Consider the following 19,360-nt stretch of genomic DNA (forward strand, 5'->3'; position numbering starts at 1 on the left):
CCTTGTTGTTGAATTTGTTGTTTAAATTTTAAAATGTGCAAAATCTAGTGGCGATTTTGCGCTGCTTCTTTGTGCTACTCTTGTCGCTACTTTACCGCGTTATACGCCTGCTCAATCGCGCTCATATTTGCGTCAATGATATTTTGTGGGAGCTTCTTGCCAAGCACCTTTGTGAAAGCCTTTTTGAAATACTCTAGCTCTAGGCTTTGCGAGATTTTGATAAAAGCCCCTAGCATTGGCGTATTTGGGATAGGCTTGCCGATGGTGTTAAGCGCGATTTTGATACAATCTAGCACATAGAGTTCTTTGCCCGCTAGCTCGGGCTTTTTTGCCACGAGCTCATCTTTGCTTAAATGCGTGGTGATAATGTATTTGGTGCTTGGCTTGTCATTGGCGCAAATATCGGTGATAAAGACGATTCCGGGGTCAATCACAAGCACATAATCTGGCTCCATATATTTTTCGTGGTTTAGGATTGGGCTATCATCGATTCTATCATACGCACTCATCGCCGCACCACGCTTTGCCGAGCCATATAGCGCAAAGGCTTGGACTTCTTTGCCTGTGCTAGCAAAGACATCTGCTAGCCCTTTTGCACCCGTTACAGCACCCTGCCCAGCGCGAGAATGCCACCTGATTTCTAGCATATTATCTCCTTATTCTTAAAGATTTATAAAAACCTTTTTACTAAAATGACATTATAAATGCCAAAACATAAAAAGTCAAGTAAGAATACTAAGAAAATTAAAAAATATTTAAAATTTTTTATGATTTTATAGAAGTTGTCAGATTCTAGCGTTTGAGGTTAAGTGCCTCTTTGATAAGCTCATCACCTGTGGTAAAAGCTCTAGCATTCATCGAATATCCGCGCTGCATAACAATCAAATCTGTGAGTGCCTCGCCCACATTGACATTGCTTGTCTCTAGCTTTTTATACATAACGGTGCCAAAGCGCAAATTTTGCCCATCCCAACCAAGCAATGGTTTCCCACTTGCGATATGCGCGTCTTCTCCATTGGTAATCTCTGTCATTTCAAAGAGATTATTTCCCACTTTTTTAAGCCCTTGGTCATTGACAAAGGCTGAAACCCCTACACGCCCCATAACTTCGGTTACACCATTAGTAAATGAGAGAAATATAAGCCCATCTTTATCAATACGCAAATTTGCTAAATGTCCGTCATTCTTGCCGTCTTGCTCGGTTTGCAAAATGCTAGATTCCTGATAGGGACGATTTGTGGTTTTTAGATTCTGTGTATTTGCGATATTATACGCTATCTCGCCACTATCAAAAGGCACAGAAATAGGCTCTGCAATCGCATTCCCTGCCTCATCAAATTCTAATTTATGTGTGATTTGTTCGCCTAGTGGGATAAGTCCATCTTTATCAAAAATACGCGTGCGAACCTCCCAAAGCTCATTTTTTGACTCTTGAGATTCTTTATCTAAAGAGCTCAGCAAATAATAATGACTTTGGAGTAAAAACTTTCTCCCCCCTTCATCAAAAATTTCCACATTGGTTTGATAAGTAGGTGTCTCTAAATACGCACTCTCAAAAATATCTTGGTGCAACATTCTCCAACCCACAGAATCTACTCGAGGGTTGCCCGCGCTACCTTGTGTGAGCTTTTGGAATAAATTCCCTTGATGTAAAACAATATCTTTTGGATTATACTCCCTGCCATCCTCATAAGTTTGTGGTAAGTTCATTGTTGATTGAGCGACTTCTTCCCAACCACCCTCATTTGGGCGAGAATTGCCACTAGATTCTATTTTGCGATACACTCTGCCCTCGTAATTTACCATTTCATCGACTTTATAGCTTGTATTTTGCTTCCATTCGCCTAAAGCACTTGTGTCCATAATCTCCCAATTCGCAGTATCTTCAAATGGATTAGAATTGCCCTCTTCTCCTATATAGCGCACAGCCACACCATCTAGATTCAAAATATCGCCATTTTGATACACTTTGTTTGGGCTGTATTCTCTATCAATGCCACTTTTAAAGTTGTCATTGCGCCCAGAGATATGAAGTTTATCTGCTAAACTCCCGCTAATGGTTACACTGCGCGTAGAAAAAGTAGCGTTAAAGACTTTCATTGCGACTTTTGGACCGACACTACCATCAGGCAATCGCTCAATATCAATGCCAAGTCCGCTCTTTTGCAATAAAGCTTCTTGAAGTTCTTTAAAGCTGCGAAAGTCCTTACCATAGGCAAACACATAATCTTCATTGCGCCCATTTGTCTTTATACTTACCTTAATGGTATCATACACGCTTGCATTAAGCGGGTCGCCCTCTATGCTTAGGCTGTTAATATCCGCATTCATAAAAGCCTCTTCATCAAACTTTTCATCAGAATCCATATACACTTTGGTTACATTGACTGAATGCGCGCTTTTATTGATATTTAGTGCTAAATCTACCCTTGTAGTAACCACAGGGCGAAAATACAGATTCTGTGGGATTTGGATAGGAGTAAGCGTGCCCGTGCCAAGTTTTACAAAGTCTTCATCAGAACCTTGAGAAGTAGTAAATATTTCATTTTCTATCTTGCCTAGATTCACACCATACATATAGTATCCACGCGCATTGACAATGTATCCCTCGCCATCACGCATAAACCCACCATCTCTAGTGAAATAAGTTTTTTGCTTGCTTTCATATCCATCATCAGTAATAGTAAATTCGCCATTCTTATTCTCTCCTACGACAAGCCACCCCTTACCAGAATATGCGACATCAAAATCGCCATCAGTATTTCTATAACTTCCACTTCTTGTCGAAATAGCATTGCTTGCTTTTGTTGTGCCGTAGTTGAAGTCATTGCTCACAGGCGAAGTGGAATTAAGTGTTTCCATTGGCGCGGCAAAAAGACTCTCAAATTGTGGCACATTCTCTCGATAACCTGTGGTATTGACATTGGCAATGTTATTTGCCAGAGAATCCAACCCAAACTGATGTGTCCTAATGCCACTTGATGCGTTGATAAGCGTAGAGTTCATCATAGATTCCTTTAAAATTTAAAGTGTGCTTTGTCGTTCATAAAACTCAATCGCACTTTGAAGTGGCAAAATCATATCGCCCATTCTCATCATTGGCTTGCCCTTATCAAAGATAATGCTTTGCACTTCGCCTCTGCCAACTCTCGCTCCGTGATATTGGCTTGTTGCTTGGTCGTAGTTATATTCGGCTCTTACATTGTAGCTCCCTGTTGGAGCTTGCTTGCCATTATCACCTAGCCCGTCCCAAACAAACTCTAAATATCCACTTTTGCCATCATAATTACGCAACGGCAAAGTGCGGATAAGTTCGTTTTCTTGGCTATAAATATAAACATTTGGATTGCCTTTTTGTGAATCAATTTTTTCATCAAAAAATATTTGAAATCTCACACTATCACCAGAATCTAACTTCACGCCAAATACATCAGTCTCGGCAATTTTGCCAATCATCGCCACAGAATTAAGCGCGTTTAACCAAGCCATAGATTGAGTGGATTCTGCGTTTGTCTTTATCCCATCTGTAAGTCCTTCTAAAGATTCTTTCATTTTAGCTTGAAATTCTTTTAACTCTTGGTTGGTCTCTTTTGTCGCTTCCATTGCCTTTGCCATTTCTAGCATTGTTTGTTTGTTTTGTTCTTGCATTTCGACTTGAGTGAGCTGGGCGGTCTGAGTGATGATTTTATCCACTTCCATTGGCGCAGTTGGGTCTTGGTTTTTGAGTTGCTCCAAAAAAAGTCGCATAAACGCCTGATTATCAAGCTCATTGATATTTCTTGGATTTTGTTTGTTTTTCTCGTTTCGAGCATTCACTCCTGTTATTTCGCCTAAATCAACTGCCATTCTAACTCCTTTTACTTACGCATATCGTGGGATAGTAATCTCCATTACGCTACTCAAGCTATTTTTATTCCCTTGATTTTCTTCTTCACTTGTATCAGCACTTTGTGCGAACTCTTGTGATTGGGAATCTTGCTTAGCATTTTGCTCTCCTTGCCCATCTTGTGGGGTGTTAAAATTCATATCAACATTTTCAAATCCCATTTGGTTTAAATTTGTGCGTAACTCCACTTGATTTTGTGAAAAAAGTGTAATAGCGTTTTGATTAGAGAGCACTTGAAGCACCAAATCCTTACCGCGTTTTGAAATAGTAAGCTCGACTTTGCCTAGATTCTGCGGATGAAGCTCCAATAAAATACGCGTGATTGGTGGTTTGTAGTTTTTTACTTCATCGCGTATTTGCTGGGCAAAGGTTTTTATGGTTTCTCTAGCAAGCGTTGTGCGCTGAGAAACTTGGGCTTCTTGGCTTGCCTTTACACCTAAATTAGTTTGTTGTGTTTGCTTAGATTCTGTGGCTTTTTCGTTTTGTGTGCTAGAAGATTTTTGTGCGTTGTGCAATGCCTTTTGTTTGCCAAGCTCAAATTCCTCCATAGCCTGCGTGCCCTGCTCCAAACTCTCTAATAAATCATTTTGAAAGTCCTCTTGTATATGCACTTGGGCTTCATTTTTGATTACTTGCAGTGTGCTTTGGGAATCTTTAGAGTTTTGTTTAGAAGAATCACCACCTTGTTGTTTAGAATCTTTGGCATTGCCTGCAAGCCATTGCGCGCCTTTTTGTTCATTTTCAATCCTACTCTCTTTGGGAATATTGGCAACATCGCGCGTAATGCGAGATTGTGCCCCTTTGTGCGTATTTTGAATGGTTTGTGCCTGCTCGTTTGTGGATTCTGCAAGTTGCTCTATAATGTGCTCTTGGAAATGCTCTTTGAGAGAATCTTGTGTGCTAGATTCGTTGATTTCATTATTTATAAGCGTCTTTGTAGTCTCTGTGGAAATCTTTAGATTCTCGTGTGTTTGCTTAGATTGGCGTGCTTTTGTGTTTGCATTCGACTTGGTTTTGGCATTTTTTGGTGCGTTCGTATCTTCTTGTTTTTGGATTGCTTTTTTTGCTTTAGTGCGTGTGTTTTTTAGCTTTGGCTTAGAATCATCTTGCAACAAATGCGCCAAATCAGGGAGCTCACCTAATTCACTAGATTGCATAGTGGCTGTTTGTTTAGAGTTTTGAAGCTGTGCTAATTGCTTGGCTGTGAGAGTCTTTTGAGGAAGTGCAATAGCGTTTGCCTCTTGTTGTGTGTGCTTTTGTGCTTGAATTTGATTATTGGCAGTGGGCTTGGCTTTGGCATTTTTTGTGCGTGTAGCCTTTTGCCCAAGCACTTTGGAATCGCTCTTAGATTCCAAAGCGACAAAGTGCTTAGAAAGCATCTCATCTATTATTTTAGAATCTACCTCATCACCACCTAGCGTGATGTGATGATTGCTTAGCGTTACTTTTGAGACTTCATTAGTGGCGTTAGGGTAAATCCTTTAAGCCAAATAACGAACTTAGCGTTGGCATAGATTCTTCAGTTTTTATGCTTTCATAAATGCTTGAAATTTTAGTCGTAATATTTTGAGGCTTTTGTGTGCCACGATGGATAACTGCCACATATTCGCCATTGTCTAGCTTGTATTGGACTTTATATTTGGCAGATTCTGGGATTACATCTTCACTTGATTCTTTTGCTTTTGATTGCACTATTGGCGTGCTTGCTTCATCTTGGAGTGCCTCGACTTTTGTAGGGTTTAATCCATTAAGTTGTGCGAGATTTCTCACATCTTGGAGTGTTTTTGGACTTTGTGTATTTGCGAGATTTCCCTTTGTAGCACCCAAATCTTTAGAATCTTTTGACGCGGTATCTTTAGTATCCTCGTTTGCTTTTTGTGCTGGACTTTGTGAAGCGTCTTTTTGTTGATTTAGGGCTTGAGAAAGCACTGAAGTCGCCATATTTTGATTGACATTTTTCGCACTTGCTAATTTATGAGAGGAGAGAGAATCTTCAATTACCACTTCATCGCCATCGTCTTTTGCGTTGGCTTTTTGGGTAGTTTTTTTCACTCCTTTTTGCTCTAGCTCCTCACCTTTAGCGTTCTTTGTCCCTTTGCTTTCATCGCCTTTGGCTAAAGTGCTTTTGCTTGCTTCTTCTTTTTTATCGGCATTTTTGGCGTGGATTTCTTTTGAAGTGTGTTCTTTAGAGGTGCTCTCCTGCGCTCCTTTGATATTTGATTCTTTCGCGCTAAATTCATTTTGTGTTTCTTTTAAAAAATTACTAAAATTGCTGTCTTGGCTTTTTGTGTTAGGTTTTTTGCCAACCTCAAATGGAACGATATTTTGTGATTGTGTGATTTCTTCTACCATTTTGCACCTCATATTCTTTGAACTTAAGTTGAGAGGCTTGAAGCAAAAAACATTCCTAATAAATCATAGCACCCACACGCTACAATAGCGACAAAACAATGGCTGATGAGATTTTACACAATATATGGGGGTTGTAACTTTTTATGAAAATGATTTGTTGGTCCATTTCCTTTACCAAGCGCGAGAGAATGTAAAATCGCATTAAACACATACTCTTTTGCTTGCTTGATAGAATCTAACACGCTGTTGCCAAGTGCTAAATTGCTAGCAATCGCGCTAGATAGCGTGCAACCCGTGCCGTGTGTGTTTTTTGTTTCTATTCTCTCACAAGGCAGGATAAAAAACTCCCTCCCATCAAAAAACACATCATCGCTACGCACACTTAGATTTCCTTGTGTGGTGGATTGTGTATTACTTGATTCCAATGTAAGTGCGATAGTATGCGTCTTAATAGAGCTAATCTCTCCATTCATATCGCTACTTTTATGGTTTATGCCACTATCATTATAATGCCCGCCTTTTAACAAGACGGATTTCGCGCCTTTTTTATGCAGAGCAAATGCGGCGCGCTTCATATCATCGAGATTTTGTATCGCAAAGCCACAAAGTGCCTGTGCTTCAGGGATATTTGGTGTAAGCACATCAGCAAATCTCAGCATTGTTTGTCCATAAAATTCACAAATCTCGCTAGGCATTAGCGCGAATCCATTTTTAGCAAACATCACAGGGTCAATAACGCAGTTTTTAGGCGCATATCGCTCTAAATTCTCTTTGACGCATTGTATGATTTCCTTAGAGCCAAGCATTCCAATTTTTATAGCCTTTGGTGGAATGTCCTCAAAAATCGCCTCAAACTGCTCATCAATGTATTGTCGTGGCACATCAAAGCTCGAAATTACACGAGCAGTGTTTTCAGCCACCACGCTTAATACCACGCTCATACCAAATAATCCGTGCGCGCTAAAAGTCTTTAAATCCGCTTGTAATCCAGCTCCACCACTACAATCACTCCCCGCTATGGTAAGTATAGGTGTGGCTTTTGTTGTTTTCGCCTGCATTGTATGCCTTTGTCTAAATTTTTAACATTTTTAAGAATCTAAAGTCTTAATGTTGTGTTCCAAATATCCATAGATTCTCAAAAAGCGCGATTCTAACACAAGTTTTAATTTTTTTTGCATTTTTAAGTCTTTTTTAATGCAAAGCGCGTTATAATCAGTGCTTTTATTTTTGTCGGGGCGTAGCGCAGTCTGGTTAGCGCACTTGGTTTGGGACCAAGGGGTCGAAGGTTCGAATCCTTTCGCCCCGACCACTTATGGAGATTCTTATATTGTTGATGGTGGGTGTAGCTCAGTTGGTTAGAGCATCAGTTTGTGGCACTGAGGGTCGTGGGTTCGAACCCCATCACCCACCCCATTACATAATTTATAAGCAAACATTGGCAATTTAGTGGCGTTCGTAGCTCAATTGGATAGAGCATCAGACTTCGGATCTGAGGGTTGGGGGTTCGACTCCCTCCGAGCGCACCACTTAACTTCAAAAGCACAAATGCAAAACTTGCGCCTATAGCTCAGCTGGATAGAGCAACGGCCTTCTAAGCCGTAGGTCAGAGGTTCGAATCCTCTTGGGCGCGCCACTTATTATTGTATTTGGTTACTCTTTAAGCCCCTTAAAATCCCATAAACCTAAAGAAAAGCGAAAAATACTGCGAAAATTTTGACGATTTTTAGCTATAATCGCTAAGTTGTAATCTTAAAGTAGAGGATTTTATATAGTATGGATACTTTTTCACCACAGGCAGTTTTTATTTTAGTAAGTTTTTTTGCGACGGTCTTATTTGCCGTAGTGGCGTTATTTTATGCCTTTGGTCCAACCCCCAAGCCTCCTCCCCCAGAGCCAGAACCACCAACCCCAACATCAATGATGAATGAGATTATGCGTGTGTTGGATAATCAAAAAAGCTCTATTGTAGAATTAAGCCAAGCTGTAGATGATTTTTTCAAACATTACGATGATTTGGAGCTTTCTGATTACAAGAAAAAGGCGTTTTTCTTTGCGCTTATCATTCATCAAAATGTAACCCCAGAGCTTATTTTAAAAGTAGATGAAGATTTAAAAGCTGCGAATCCTCATATGCTTTCTGAGCTTAATAAGGTGCTTACACGCGGACTTGATAACCGCGATATGAAAAGCAAACGAATATAGAATCTAAAGGACAAAAATGCAAAAAAAAAGCGGGCAATATTCACAACAAACCACACAAAACATAGGAGAAACATCTTCGCCCAAACACATTGATGACAAAATAGCACAAAGCCCACAGACTAAAGCACTCACAACCATTAGCTTGCGCCAACAAGTCAATAAATTACTCAAAGATGGCTTTAAACTCTTTAGACATAAAAATTATGGACGGGCATATAATTATTTTGAGCGGGCATTTTTGCTCGCTCCACAAAACAAAGAAGCAAAAATAGGGCTTTTCCTCACAGAACACGCTAAAGATTATCCAGATAGCGCGCATACGACCTATGAGTTTTACCAGCATTTGCTCTCTTCAGGGACTTCTAGGCTCAAATCACAAAAACAGATTCTAAAAATTATTCAATCAATGGACGAGGCGACTTTAGTGCTTTCAAACAATTTCAAAAACACTGATAGCAAAAAAACGCAAAGTTTAGATGGCGTTTTATATGGTGATTTTTTGGAAGCCGTGAGCACTCGCGGGAGCTTTAAAGAGGCATTTGAAGATATTATGTTTAGTAGCAAGTTGATTTTTACCAAAAAAAAGGATTTTTATCATTTCTTACATCAGCTTATTGATAATGGCTTTGCTGAAATTGGACTTGAATACGCTTATAGCCTAGAGGCGCAAGATTATGACGCAGAAATTGAAAAAATCATCAAAAAGGCAATTTCGTATGCGCCTAACAAAAAAACTAAGCTACCATAACCACGATTTTAGCGCAATCACTGATGACAATCGGTGTGCAGATTCTCAAACGCTCTTTGTCAAAACAGCGCAAAATGCCAAATATTGCGACAATATACAATCCCCATTTATTGAGGCAAAGGATTTGCCCGAAATTTTTGCCTTGCCAAAGCATATTGTAGGTATCACAGGGACAAATGGCAAAACCACCACCGCGGCGTGTATTTACTCTATCTTGCTTGATTTGGGTTATAAGGTGGCATTGCTTGGCACACGAGGATTTTTTATAAATGGCGAGGAAATTAAGCCAAAAGGGCTTACTACACCACCTGTGCTTGAGCTATATGAGAATTTTGAGCGCGCACAAGATTGTGATTACTTCATAATGGAAGTAAGTTCGCACGCCATCGCACAAGAGCGCATTGCGGGCGTGGATTTTGCCTTAAAGATTCTCACTAACATAACAAGCGACCATTTGGACTTCCACGGCAATGTGGAGGAATATGTGCGCGTGAAAAATAGCTTTTTTGCTAATGATACGCTAAAACTCATCAATGCCGATGAAAAGCAAGCCACATATAATCAACAAAATGTCCTTAGCTACGGCATAGAATCTCCAGCTAATATGAATGTCCGTGCATATAGCCTTAAATATGGCATTTGCGCGCATATTGCGTGGAATGAAAGCACACCCACAACGCCACAACCCCAAGAATCCACAATACACTCAAATCTCTATGGCAAATATAATCTCTACAATCTCCTTTGTGCCGTAAGCGCGTGCAAGATTCTCACCAATGCCACTCTTGATGAAATTTGTGAAAAGCTAAAACATTTCGGTGGGGTAAGCGGAAGAATGGAAATCATTAGTCAAAATCCTCTTGTAATCGTTGATTTCGCGCATACTCACGATGGAATGAAGCAGATTTTTGAAGCCTTTATGCACCATAAAATTGTAGTGCTCTTTGGCGCAGGAGGAGATAGAGATATGAGCAAGCGCGCGAAAATGGGCGCAGTAGCACAGCAATACGCACAAAGAATCTATCTCACAAGCGATAATCCACGCAATGAAAACCCAGATTCCATTATCGCTATGATTTTAGAGGGTATTAGCGAGCGCAGCAAGACCATTATAGAATCAAACCGACAAAAAGCCATAGAGCTTGCCCTGCGTGATTTAGCCAGCGATGAAGTGTTGCTTGTGCTTGGCAAAGGCGATGAAACCTATCAAATTATCGGTGAGAAAAAAATTCCTTTTGATGATAGAGAAATTATCCGCGAGATTCTTAAACGCACTTCACAAACAAACCAACAAGAATAAATAGCAATGCTTTACTTTAGTGATGAAGAGTTGCGTGATTTATTACATCAAGATGTGCCATACCTTGATAATACGAGCTTTGGGTTAAACATTAGTGGCGATGCGCGCTTGGAGTTTTTCCCTAAAAATGAGGAAATTATCCTTTGTGGTATCGATGAGTGCAAAAGGCTAGCCCAGCTTGAGAATCTGCAATACATAACTCACGCAACCAATGGGGATTACATCGCACCAAAAGAGGTATTTCTCACCTTGTGGGGCAATGCACAAAGATTATTGAGCGTGCAAAAGACATTGCAAAATATCTTAGAACACGCAAGCTCAGTAGCCACCTATACGCACAAAATGCTTAGTCTAGCAAGGGGAAAAAATCCACATATCGCCCTGCTTGGCACACGAAAAACAATGCCTTTTGCTAAAAAACTTTTATTAAAGGCTTTAGTAAGCGGTGGTGGATTGCCACATAGATTGGGATTAAGCGACAGTATCTTACTTTTTAAAGAGCATCGTTTGCTTTGCAAAAATATTCAAAATGATTTTAAACGACTAAAAAATACTTTCAAAGAGCACAAAATTATCGTTGAAGTTGAAACACTTAAAGAAGCACAGGAGTTTGCGCTTTTGGGCGCAGATATTTTGCAATGCGAGCGATTAAGTGCCAAAGAGTTAAGCCGTGTCGTCAAAGAGATAAAGACGCGCTTTCCACACATTTTACTCTCCGCTACGGGAGGGATACATATCAAAAATGTGGAGGAGTTTGCAAGCAGTGGAGTAGATATGATAGTGAGCACTGCTATGTATCGTGCTCCAATCTGTGATGTCAAAGCACAATTTCACAAAGATTAACGCATCTTGCTTAGAATCTTAATATCGTTGCATTACGGCAAGAGCTTGCTGTGCGTTGATTGCCCCTCCACTCCATAGCTCAAAACTTAGTGCAGCTTGATTGATAAGCATATTTTTACCATCTTGGACTGCTAACCCCAAATCTTGCGCTGTGCGCAAAAATGGTGTCCTTACCCCATAAATCAAATCAAAAGCAAAACGCGCACGAGCAAAAAGCGAGGTCAAAAGCGCGGAATCTAACGGGAGATTCTCATCGTTTAGCCCTGCTGGCGTGGTGTTTATGATTATATCAAAGGAGTTTTGACAATTTTTGAGTTGTGTGAATTCTACACACGCAAAGCCATTTTGCAAAAATTCCTCCAAACGCGCAGAAGAACGATTATAAATCGTTGGTGTAATGCCATTTTGCCTTAATGCAAATGCTACCGCCTTTGCAGAGCCACCAGCCCCTAAAATAAGTGCATTTGAAATTTTAGCCGACCAATCCTGCAAACACATAAAAAAGCCTTGCGCATCGGTGTTATACCCTATCACTGCATTGTTTTCAAGCACCCAAGTATTGATTGCGCCAATCTCTTGCCCAATGCCACGCACCTCATCAGCTTGCAAAAATGCACTTTGCTTAAATGGCACCGTGATATTTGCCCCACTTAAACCAAGCTCTAAAAAACTCGCATACAAACAATCTTTGCTCTTAGATTCTAAAACCTTATCACTTGCAAACGCCAATGGCAACAAAACGCGTCCATAAAAAGCATCTATACCATAAAATCTAAATGTCGCATTATGTAAAAGAGGGGATTTTGAATGTGCTATTGGATTACCAAAGACGCAAAACTGCCGCATAAGTTTCTTAAATTTTTCTGATAGCTCGAGATACGATATAAGCCTTTCTCCCGCTATCAAGTATAATAGTAGCCCAACCATCACTAAGAGCACTCACTCTCACCGTCTGTCCTAACGAAAGAGACGCTATGATAGGTGCATCTGTGTTTGGAGCGGAGCGGACATTCACCCTATTAGCCAGCACTTCATAAACATTAGAATCACTAGAGATTTCTGTCCCTTGTGTAGGTTGTGCTGGAGTTGCTTGTGCTTGCTGTGCTCCACTCTCAGCCACCCTCACTAAACGCTTAGCAATGTAGCCACCAATAGGCTCTTTTATCTTAAACCACTCATCATCAAAGGAGGCTACCTCTATCCTCTTGCCCGAACTTAAAGCCGTGATAGGTGGGCTTTGTGTGCTTGGAGCAGAGCGCACCATAGCCGTTGGCACTTGCACAGACGCATATACATATTCCGTAGATTCTTGTTGTTTTTGTTCATCATTTTGCTTAGTTTGGTTGCTAGATTCGCTAACACCAAAAGGCTGCTCAACTGCTTGAGTGGGCTCAATGGGCTTAGGAGTTTCTGCTTGAGCAAGCTCTCTAGCAATCTCTTGTGGCTCTTGGGGATTAGGAGTGCTAGTAGGAGTAGAGGCAATGGGAGATTCTTGATTTGGAGGTGATTGCGTGCTAGAACCACGCTTAATCCCTAAAAAAGCAAGCAAGGAATCCATAGGGTCTTGCGTCTGTTGTAAATTATCGTGGTGCAACCGCTGTGTCTTTGGCAATATATCATTTTTGATACCAAGAAATACAAAGAAATACACACCCATCGCCACAATAATAATTAAAATTGGGATAAAGTAGATTCTTAGTAATTTAAATCTCAATGGTTTCTCTCCATATCGTTTTTTTTTTTTTGTTATTTTAGCTAAATTTTACCTGAATTTTACCACTTTTTTGTATAACTTCACCAATTTCATAACCACCGCTTTTGGTAATTACCTCATCTGCGTGTTTTTTATCGACAATAAGCACCATTCCAACACCCATATTAAACACGCGCAGTGCCTCTTGCTCCTCAACCTGAGATTGTAGCAATGCAAAAATCGGTAATTTTTGTGTTAATTTTAACAACGCTGTTTTGTTAATTTTTGCACAAAGCTCTGAATCTAGCACACGCGGAAGATTCTCTATAATGCCACCGCCCGTTATATGTGCTAGGGCTTTGATTTTAGTGCGCAGGGAGTGAAAAATTGGGACATAAATCTTTGTAGGCTCAAGGAGAATCTCTCCAATCGTGCGACCTTCAAATGGTGTGTCAAAGTGCATTTGAAGATTCTCAAAAATCACTTTTCGCGCTAAAGAATATCCATTTGAGTGCAATCCACTTGAAGCAAGCGCGATTATCACATCGCCACTTGCCACTTTTGGATTATGTTGTAACTCCCCTTTTTCTGCTACCCCCACAGCAAAGCCAGCCAAGTCAAAGTCCTTGCCCTGATACATTGATGGCATTTCGGCACTCTCTCCACCAATAAGTGCGCACTGCGCCATTTTACACCCCGTTGCAATCCCGCTAATGACTTCTAACGCGCTTTTTTTATTAAGTTTGCCTGTGGCATAATAATCAAGGAAAAAAAGTGGCGTGGCAAAATTACAAATCAAATCATTCACACACATCGCGACCAAGTCAATTCCAATGCTATCAAGTTTCCCACTATCAATAGCAAGGCGAAGTTTTGTCCCCACACCATCAGTTGCGCCAAATAAAATTGGCTCTTTATATCCGCTAGGCAAAGCATACGCGCCAGCAAATGAGCCTATCCCGCCGATAACATTGCTATTAGAAGTGCTTTTAGCAATAGGTTTAATGCCATCTACAAGGGCATTCCCCTCATCAATATTAACCCCACTTTCTTTGTAGGTAGCTTTTTTCATTCTATATCCTTCACGCTAAAGTGTGTATTGTAGCACTAATTTGTAACATTAAGCACCCTAAAGGCAAACTCAATATCCTCTCGCTCTCTCTTTAATTGCTTGTTTTGCTCTTCTAAAATATCCCGACTCACTTGCAAGTTAGCAATCTCCTTGCTGATATAATAAATGTTATTGGCTAAATACACTTTGGGGCAAAAAAGCACAAGGGCAATAAAAAATATTCGCAGAGCACTTAAAAGATATGCAAAGGGGAGTTTGTGGCGTGCGTGCAAATTATGTTGTGTATTGATAGAATCTTGTTTATTATGAGATTGTGTGGCATCGCTTGGCATTTATTTTCCTTTCTTTTGAATATCAAATATACGCATTTTAGCACTTCTTGCACGCGGATTATACTGAATTTCTTTCTCATTTGGCAAGAGAGGTTTTTTGGTTATGATGTTACCAAGTGCATTATTCCCGCCACACTCACATTTCATTGCATTTGCAGGGCAAATACAATGCAAAGAAAAATCTCTAAAAGCATTTTTAATAATCCTATCTTCGAGTGAATGAAAACTTATAACACACACACGCACATCTGCTAAATCACTAGAACGCGCAAGTTGTTTAAGAGAATCTAAAAGGCTTTGTAATTGCGCCAACTCGCCATTAACTTCGATTCTAATTGCTTGAAACACCCTTGTGGCTGGGTGCAATGAATTTGTGCGAGGCAAAACTTTCCCCACAATCTCACACAGCTCTACTCCGCTTGTAATCGGCCTTGCCTGCATAAGAGCGTTTGTAAGTTTTCTAGATTCTCTAATTTCACCATAATCCCTAAATACGCGCTCTAATTCATACGCACTATATGTATTTATCACGCTATTGGCATTTTTAGCCTGCCTTGTATCCATTCGCATATCTAAGTTGCTTGATTCAAAACTAAACCCACGCACTTTATCATCAAGCTGCATTGAACTCACACCAATATCAGCGATGATAGCGCGCACTTGGTGTAATTGCTCTTTTGATAACCCACTAAGCGCACTGCCAAAATCACTATGAAAAAATTCCATTCTATCGCTTAGTCCAGCTTGCTCAAATCGCGTTTTGGCAAGATTGAGCGCGATCTCATCTCTATCAATGCCAACAATCTTGCATTGCTTATATGTCTCTAAAAGTGCCAAACTATGCCCGCCAAAGCCCAAAGTGCAATCAACAATAATGCCGTTGCTATGAGATTTTAGCGAATCTACAAGCGTATCTTTTAAGATAGGAATATGGGCTAGCTTCATAAACTAATCTTGCTCATATCACCTACACGCAAGAATTCCGCATAAATACACAAAATGAGATTCTCACGATTTTGCTTGATTGTAGCGTCTTTGTCATTGACAAGCACATTGTCAAAAAATTGCGATAAAGACTGCTCTAATCCAAAGAGGGCTTGGATAAACTCCACAATCACAGAATCTTGCACAAAATCTGTGGCATTATGCAAATCTGCAAAGCGTTGCTTAATCTTGCAAATTTCATCGTATAGGACTTGCTCGTGTGTGGAAGTAAAAAGCGATGGCGTGATATGGATATTTTTTACATCACTTATGCCCGATTGCTTGCAAATGTTTGCCACACGCTTAAATGTGCTAAGAAGCGTTGCTTTATTGCTACCTTGCTCAAGCACTTGGATAAGACAAAGCGCGTTTTGTCGTATGCGCACAATGTCTCGCTGTGATTTAGATTCACTATTTAGTCCAGCAATAACGGCACTAAAAATAGACGGATTGACTTTGAGTGTGCTCTCTAATCGCTCTAAGAAAAAGGATTGTATTGCCTGCATATCGCCCTTAGCATAGCCCACCTGCTCATAAATCTGTGTCAAATCTGTGTGTATATCAAAATGCAAACCAAATTTTTGCACAATTTTAATGATACCATTTGCCGCTCTGCGTAGGGCATAAGGGTCTTTTGAGCCACTTGGAATCTTCTTAATGCTAAAGAGGGCTAAAATACTATCAATCTTATTTGATAGACTCACAATCGCGCTTAAAAGATTCGATGGGAGCTCATCATCTTCACCATTTGGCAAATACTGCTCTTGTATTGCACGCACGATACGCTCATCTTTGCCCAATGCACGCGCATAATATCCCCCCATAATTCCTTGCAATTCAGGGAACTCGCCCACCATTTCACTTAGCAAATCCGCTTTTGCTAAATCGATACTCTCTAAAAGCAGGGATTGTATATCTTTGTTATTTTTCCCTACAAACTCATCATTCCTAAAATGTTTGGCATATTTTTGGCATAAAAATTTAGCGATAATTTCCTCACGCGCAATTTTATCAGCAAGTGTCCCGAGCCCTTGCACAAACAAAATATCGCGCAAATGTGTGGAATCCAACCCCTTTTTTAAGTCATTTTCATAAAAAAATGCCGCATCGCACAATCGCGCACGAAGCACTTTTTCATTCCCAGCCACAATAAGTGAGGTATCATCGCTCGTAGAATTACAAACCACAATAAAGCCGTTATAAAGTGTGTTTTCTTTATAGATAGCAAAATACCGCTGATTCTCTTTCATAGAAGTGATGATGACCTCGCTTGGCAAGGACAAAAACTGCTCATCAAACTTTCCTAAAATGCAAGTAGGATACTCCGTGATTGCTACAACCTCACTAAGCAACTCGCAATCTAGTTCGACCACAACATTATGCGCAGATTGTATATTTTTGATTTGCGAGAGGATAATTGCCTTTCTCTCCTCTTGGTTAAGGATAACTTTGTGTCTTTTAAGCGTCTCAAAATATGCAGGTATGTCTTTTACTTTGGTTGGTTTCATATCCATATCGCGATGTCCAAAGGTTTGTGGGATAGATTTAACACCAAAAACCTCTAAATCTAGTATCCTATCGCCCAAAAAAGCACAGATATTTTGCACAGGGCGGATAAATTCATCGCTTAGATTCCCCCAGCGCATACTTTTACCAAAATGCAAAGACTTCACAAATGCGCTAAAAACTTCTTGTAGCAAATCCGCACAATCTACTCCCGCGATATTTTGCTTGTAATACAACACCTCTTTTCCATCTTTACTCGCTCTTTGTAATTCTTTAGAATCTGCCTCTATGCCATTTTTTGCGCAAAAGGCAATACCAGCCTTGCTTAACACACCATTTTGATATGCGATACTCACAGGAGGACCAAAAGATTCTATAACGCGCTCTTTGCTTTTTAGTGGGAATTTTGGTGAAAAAATCACAATTCGGCGAGGGGTATAAAAAATGCTTACTTCCTCATCATCGTGGATATGATAGTGTTTTAGCGATTCACGCCATTTGGATTTGATATTGGGAAATTCCTTAAGAAACGGAATAGCAGGAAGTTCTTGGGTTAGAATCTCAATTAAAAGTGTGGTGGTGCTCAAAACTATCTCCCAAAATTAAAATGTATAAGGCGTAATTCTAGCACGCAAAGATGAAAAATGCAAAGCTAAATCGCTAAATACAACGCCAATTTCATAAGGATAAAAATGCAAAGACTGAAATGGATAGCACTCATCACGCTTATTGTGTGTTTTGCAAACGCGTTGCCACTTGACAAAATTAGGGGTAAGTGTGTCTCACCCGATGAATTTAATCAAAAACAAAAAGCAATCATTATTAAAGCCTTTAATTACGGGGTAAAAAGTGGCTATGGCTACACAATGGCAGCTATCGCGTGGAAAGAATCTTGCGCAGGGGAATATCGCATAAATTTAAGCGACCCATCAGCTGGCATTTATCACGCCTACATACCGGGCGTAATCAAAAAACACAACGAAGAAGATAGCTCTTTTATGCGTAATATGGTCGCTGAATTACTTATGCGCGATGATGATTATGCCTCAAAACTTGCTCTTGAGGAGCTCTTGTATTGGCATAAAGTGCGCGAGGGTGATTGGCAAAAAATCATAAAATCTTACAACAAAGGTTTTAGCTGGGAAAAAGACACCCAACGCAACAAAATGGCAAATGAGTATTACCAAGATGTAAAAAAACGCGTCCAACTCCTCCAAAACTATATCCCAAAAATCTCTTCAAGCCTTGCAAAAAAAGCAAAAAATGATATTGCCATTGCCTCACTTGGTGGAGATTCTACACCATTGACACATAAAGTCGCTACACCAGCAACACAAACACAACCAACAAACAAAAAACAACCCATAATGACACATCAATCCAACACACTCTCAAAACCCGTTACACAAAGACAAACAATAACAAAAAGCACACAAACCACAAGCAAAGCACACAATACAAACGCCTATACAAGCAAATTCTACCTCCTTAATGAATAAACCACAAAAATAACTGCTATTCTTTCAAATCTATTTACTATAAGTAAGTAATTTCGCCGATATTTACACTAATGTATCTTAGGCTGTGGAGTTTTTGGGCATTGCCTCACAATTACACAACTCCATAGCTCAACCAAATTTTGGCATTCTTACTTAAAGTAATGCAAGGAATGAGAATGAAAAATATGCGATGTAGTGTAGTGGTTGTTTGGCTGATGTCTCTTATAGTTTTCTTGCACGGACAAGAAGAGATACCAAAATGCTATGAAAGCCAAAAATGGTATGTCAAGCTCCCTGTCCTCTGCCAGCAAGATTCACAATCTATGGAGTGCTTGTATCTCTTTGACAAAGCTGAGCAAAAAGCCATCTACGCACGCATACAAAATCAAACGGCACAAAATGACACACAAGCCATAATTTTCACAGATACAACAAACCCACTTATAACATATAGCATTACGCCAGATTCTAATATCCTCACACAAAACAAAAAAATCAAAAACTCCAAAAAAACACAAGAAGGGCATTACTTAGTGGAGCAAACATCGTGCGCGTATATTGATGGAGCACGATTTAGCAAAGATTGGGAAAATATCAACACTGCCACAGCTACACAAAAAGACACAAAATTTCGCATTGAGAAGCGAGATACAACGACTTTGCGATTTGTGATAGAAATAGGACAAGCCCCCAATCAACAAACTTCTAGTGCAGAGTTTTATCTAAAACCCCTTAGTAGCACGCAAGCTCACATTATCTATGCGCAAAATACACTTTGTAAGATTCTCATCACCAAAAGAGAGGGGGTTTTACTCATCGGGCAATTTGAATCTAAAGGCGTGTGCGAAGCCCTCTATGGGAATGAGCTCTCTCCTCTTGCTACACAATACGAACTCATAGACCAAACGCAAAAATAAAGAAAGAGTCAATAAAAATATCTTCA

The 19,360-nt window shown here is 40.0% G+C and carries 17 protein-coding genes, 4 tRNA genes and 1 pseudogene; 10 read left to right on the plus strand and 12 right to left on the minus strand.

The window, feature by feature from the left end:
- Positions 1–86 precede the first annotated feature (86 nt).
- From ACWIUJ_RS05505 to thiD, 6 genes and pseudogenes are all read right to left on the minus strand, one after another.
- Positions 87–647 carry a pyruvate flavodoxin oxidoreductase subunit gamma gene (locus ACWIUJ_RS05505; RefSeq protein ID WP_454151025.1) on the minus strand — a complete coding sequence of 187 codons (561 nt, stop codon included), beginning with the start codon at positions 645–647 and terminating at the stop codon, positions 87–89.
- Between the two features lie 145 nt (positions 648–792).
- Positions 793–3,006 (minus strand): flagellar hook-basal body complex protein, encoded by a 2,214-nt coding sequence (locus ACWIUJ_RS05510; RefSeq protein ID WP_454169483.1) that lies wholly within the window; start codon positions 3,004–3,006, stop codon positions 793–795.
- 18 nt (positions 3,007–3,024) lie between these two features.
- Positions 3,025–3,846: a flagellar hook assembly protein FlgD gene (gene flgD / locus ACWIUJ_RS05515; RefSeq protein WP_454151021.1), complete on the minus strand. Its 822-nt coding sequence runs from the start codon at positions 3,844–3,846 to the stop codon at positions 3,025–3,027.
- Between the two features lie 15 nt (positions 3,847–3,861).
- Positions 3,862–5,265 (minus strand): flagellar hook-length control protein FliK, encoded by a 1,404-nt coding sequence (gene fliK, locus ACWIUJ_RS05520; RefSeq protein WP_454169485.1) that lies wholly within the window; start codon positions 5,263–5,265, stop codon positions 3,862–3,864.
- 88 nt (positions 5,266–5,353) lie between these two features.
- Positions 5,354–6,238, minus strand: a complete 885-nt coding sequence (locus ACWIUJ_RS05525; protein WP_454169487.1) for a hypothetical protein — start codon at positions 6,236–6,238, stop codon at positions 5,354–5,356.
- Between the two features lie 164 nt (positions 6,239–6,402).
- Positions 6,403–7,296, minus strand: a pseudogene (gene thiD / locus ACWIUJ_RS05530) (bifunctional hydroxymethylpyrimidine kinase/phosphomethylpyrimidine kinase); the annotation flags it as partial.
- A gap of 173 nt (positions 7,297–7,469) precedes the next feature.
- On the opposite strand from thiD, the gene ACWIUJ_RS05535 reads away from it, so the two are divergent.
- From ACWIUJ_RS05535 to modD, 8 genes are all read left to right on the plus strand, one after another.
- Positions 7,470–7,547, plus strand: a tRNA-Pro gene (locus ACWIUJ_RS05535).
- Between the two features lie 27 nt (positions 7,548–7,574).
- Positions 7,575–7,651: transfer RNA gene (locus ACWIUJ_RS05540), tRNA-His, on the plus strand.
- Positions 7,652–7,687: 36 nt separating this feature from the next.
- Positions 7,688–7,764: transfer RNA gene (locus ACWIUJ_RS05545), tRNA-Arg, on the plus strand.
- 30 nt (positions 7,765–7,794) lie between these two features.
- A tRNA-Arg gene (locus ACWIUJ_RS05550) sits at positions 7,795–7,871 on the plus strand.
- Positions 7,872–8,011: 140 nt separating this feature from the next.
- Positions 8,012–8,440 (plus strand): hypothetical protein, encoded by a 429-nt coding sequence (locus ACWIUJ_RS05555; RefSeq protein WP_454151015.1) that lies wholly within the window; start codon positions 8,012–8,014, stop codon positions 8,438–8,440.
- Between the two features lie 16 nt (positions 8,441–8,456).
- Positions 8,457–9,188 carry a hypothetical protein gene (locus ACWIUJ_RS05560; protein ID WP_454169489.1) on the plus strand — a complete coding sequence of 244 codons (732 nt, stop codon included), beginning with the start codon at positions 8,457–8,459 and terminating at the stop codon, positions 9,186–9,188.
- A complete protein-coding gene (locus tag ACWIUJ_RS05565; protein WP_454169491.1) occupies positions 9,157–10,488 on the plus strand; it encodes a UDP-N-acetylmuramoyl-L-alanyl-D-glutamate--2,6-diaminopimelate ligase in 1,332 nt (443 codons plus the stop codon). The genes ACWIUJ_RS05560 and ACWIUJ_RS05565 overlap by 32 nt, the downstream gene beginning before the upstream one ends.
- A 6-nt stretch (positions 10,489–10,494) precedes the next feature.
- Entirely contained in the window at positions 10,495–11,331 is an 837-nt protein-coding gene (gene modD / locus ACWIUJ_RS05570; protein WP_454169493.1) for a ModD protein, read from the plus strand.
- Between the two features lie 18 nt (positions 11,332–11,349).
- On the opposite strand, the gene ACWIUJ_RS05575 is transcribed toward modD, so the two are convergent.
- Genes ACWIUJ_RS05575 through glyS form a run of 6 tightly spaced genes read right to left on the minus strand, consistent with a single transcriptional unit; the run spans position 11,350 to position 17,505 of the window.
- Positions 11,350–12,177, minus strand: coding sequence for a shikimate dehydrogenase (locus ACWIUJ_RS05575; RefSeq protein WP_454169495.1), 828 nt, complete (start codon positions 12,175–12,177; stop codon positions 11,350–11,352).
- Between the two features lie 7 nt (positions 12,178–12,184).
- Positions 12,185–13,045 carry an SH3 domain-containing protein gene (locus ACWIUJ_RS05580; protein ID WP_454169497.1) on the minus strand — a complete coding sequence of 287 codons (861 nt, stop codon included), beginning with the start codon at positions 13,043–13,045 and terminating at the stop codon, positions 12,185–12,187.
- A gap of 37 nt (positions 13,046–13,082) precedes the next feature.
- On the minus strand, positions 13,083–14,096 hold the full coding sequence (gene purM, locus ACWIUJ_RS05585) for a phosphoribosylformylglycinamidine cyclo-ligase (RefSeq protein WP_454169499.1): 1,014 nt from the start codon (positions 14,094–14,096) through the stop codon (positions 13,083–13,085).
- Between the two features lie 35 nt (positions 14,097–14,131).
- Entirely contained in the window at positions 14,132–14,428 is a 297-nt protein-coding gene (locus ACWIUJ_RS05590; protein ID WP_454169501.1) for a hypothetical protein, read from the minus strand.
- On the minus strand, positions 14,429–15,373 hold the full coding sequence (gene rsmH, locus ACWIUJ_RS05595; RefSeq protein WP_454169503.1) for a 16S rRNA (cytosine(1402)-N(4))-methyltransferase RsmH: 945 nt from the start codon (positions 15,371–15,373) through the stop codon (positions 14,429–14,431).
- A complete protein-coding gene (gene glyS / locus ACWIUJ_RS05600; RefSeq protein ID WP_454169505.1) occupies positions 15,370–17,505 on the minus strand; it encodes a glycine--tRNA ligase subunit beta in 2,136 nt (711 codons plus the stop codon). The genes rsmH and glyS overlap by 4 nt, the downstream gene beginning before the upstream one ends.
- A 105-nt stretch (positions 17,506–17,610) precedes the next feature.
- Between glyS and ACWIUJ_RS05605 the strand changes: the two genes are divergently transcribed.
- Both ACWIUJ_RS05605 and ACWIUJ_RS05610 read left to right on the plus strand, forming a co-directional pair.
- The gene (locus ACWIUJ_RS05605; protein ID WP_454169507.1) at positions 17,611–18,417 is read left to right on the plus strand and encodes a hypothetical protein; all 807 of its coding nucleotides are present in this window, start codon (positions 17,611–17,613) and stop codon (positions 18,415–18,417) included.
- Positions 18,418–18,593: 176 nt separating this feature from the next.
- A complete protein-coding gene (locus ACWIUJ_RS05610; RefSeq protein ID WP_454169509.1) occupies positions 18,594–19,334 on the plus strand; it encodes a hypothetical protein in 741 nt (246 codons plus the stop codon).
- Positions 19,335–19,360 lie beyond the last annotated feature (26 nt).

Source organism: Helicobacter sp. 23-1046 (assembly GCF_053654635.1).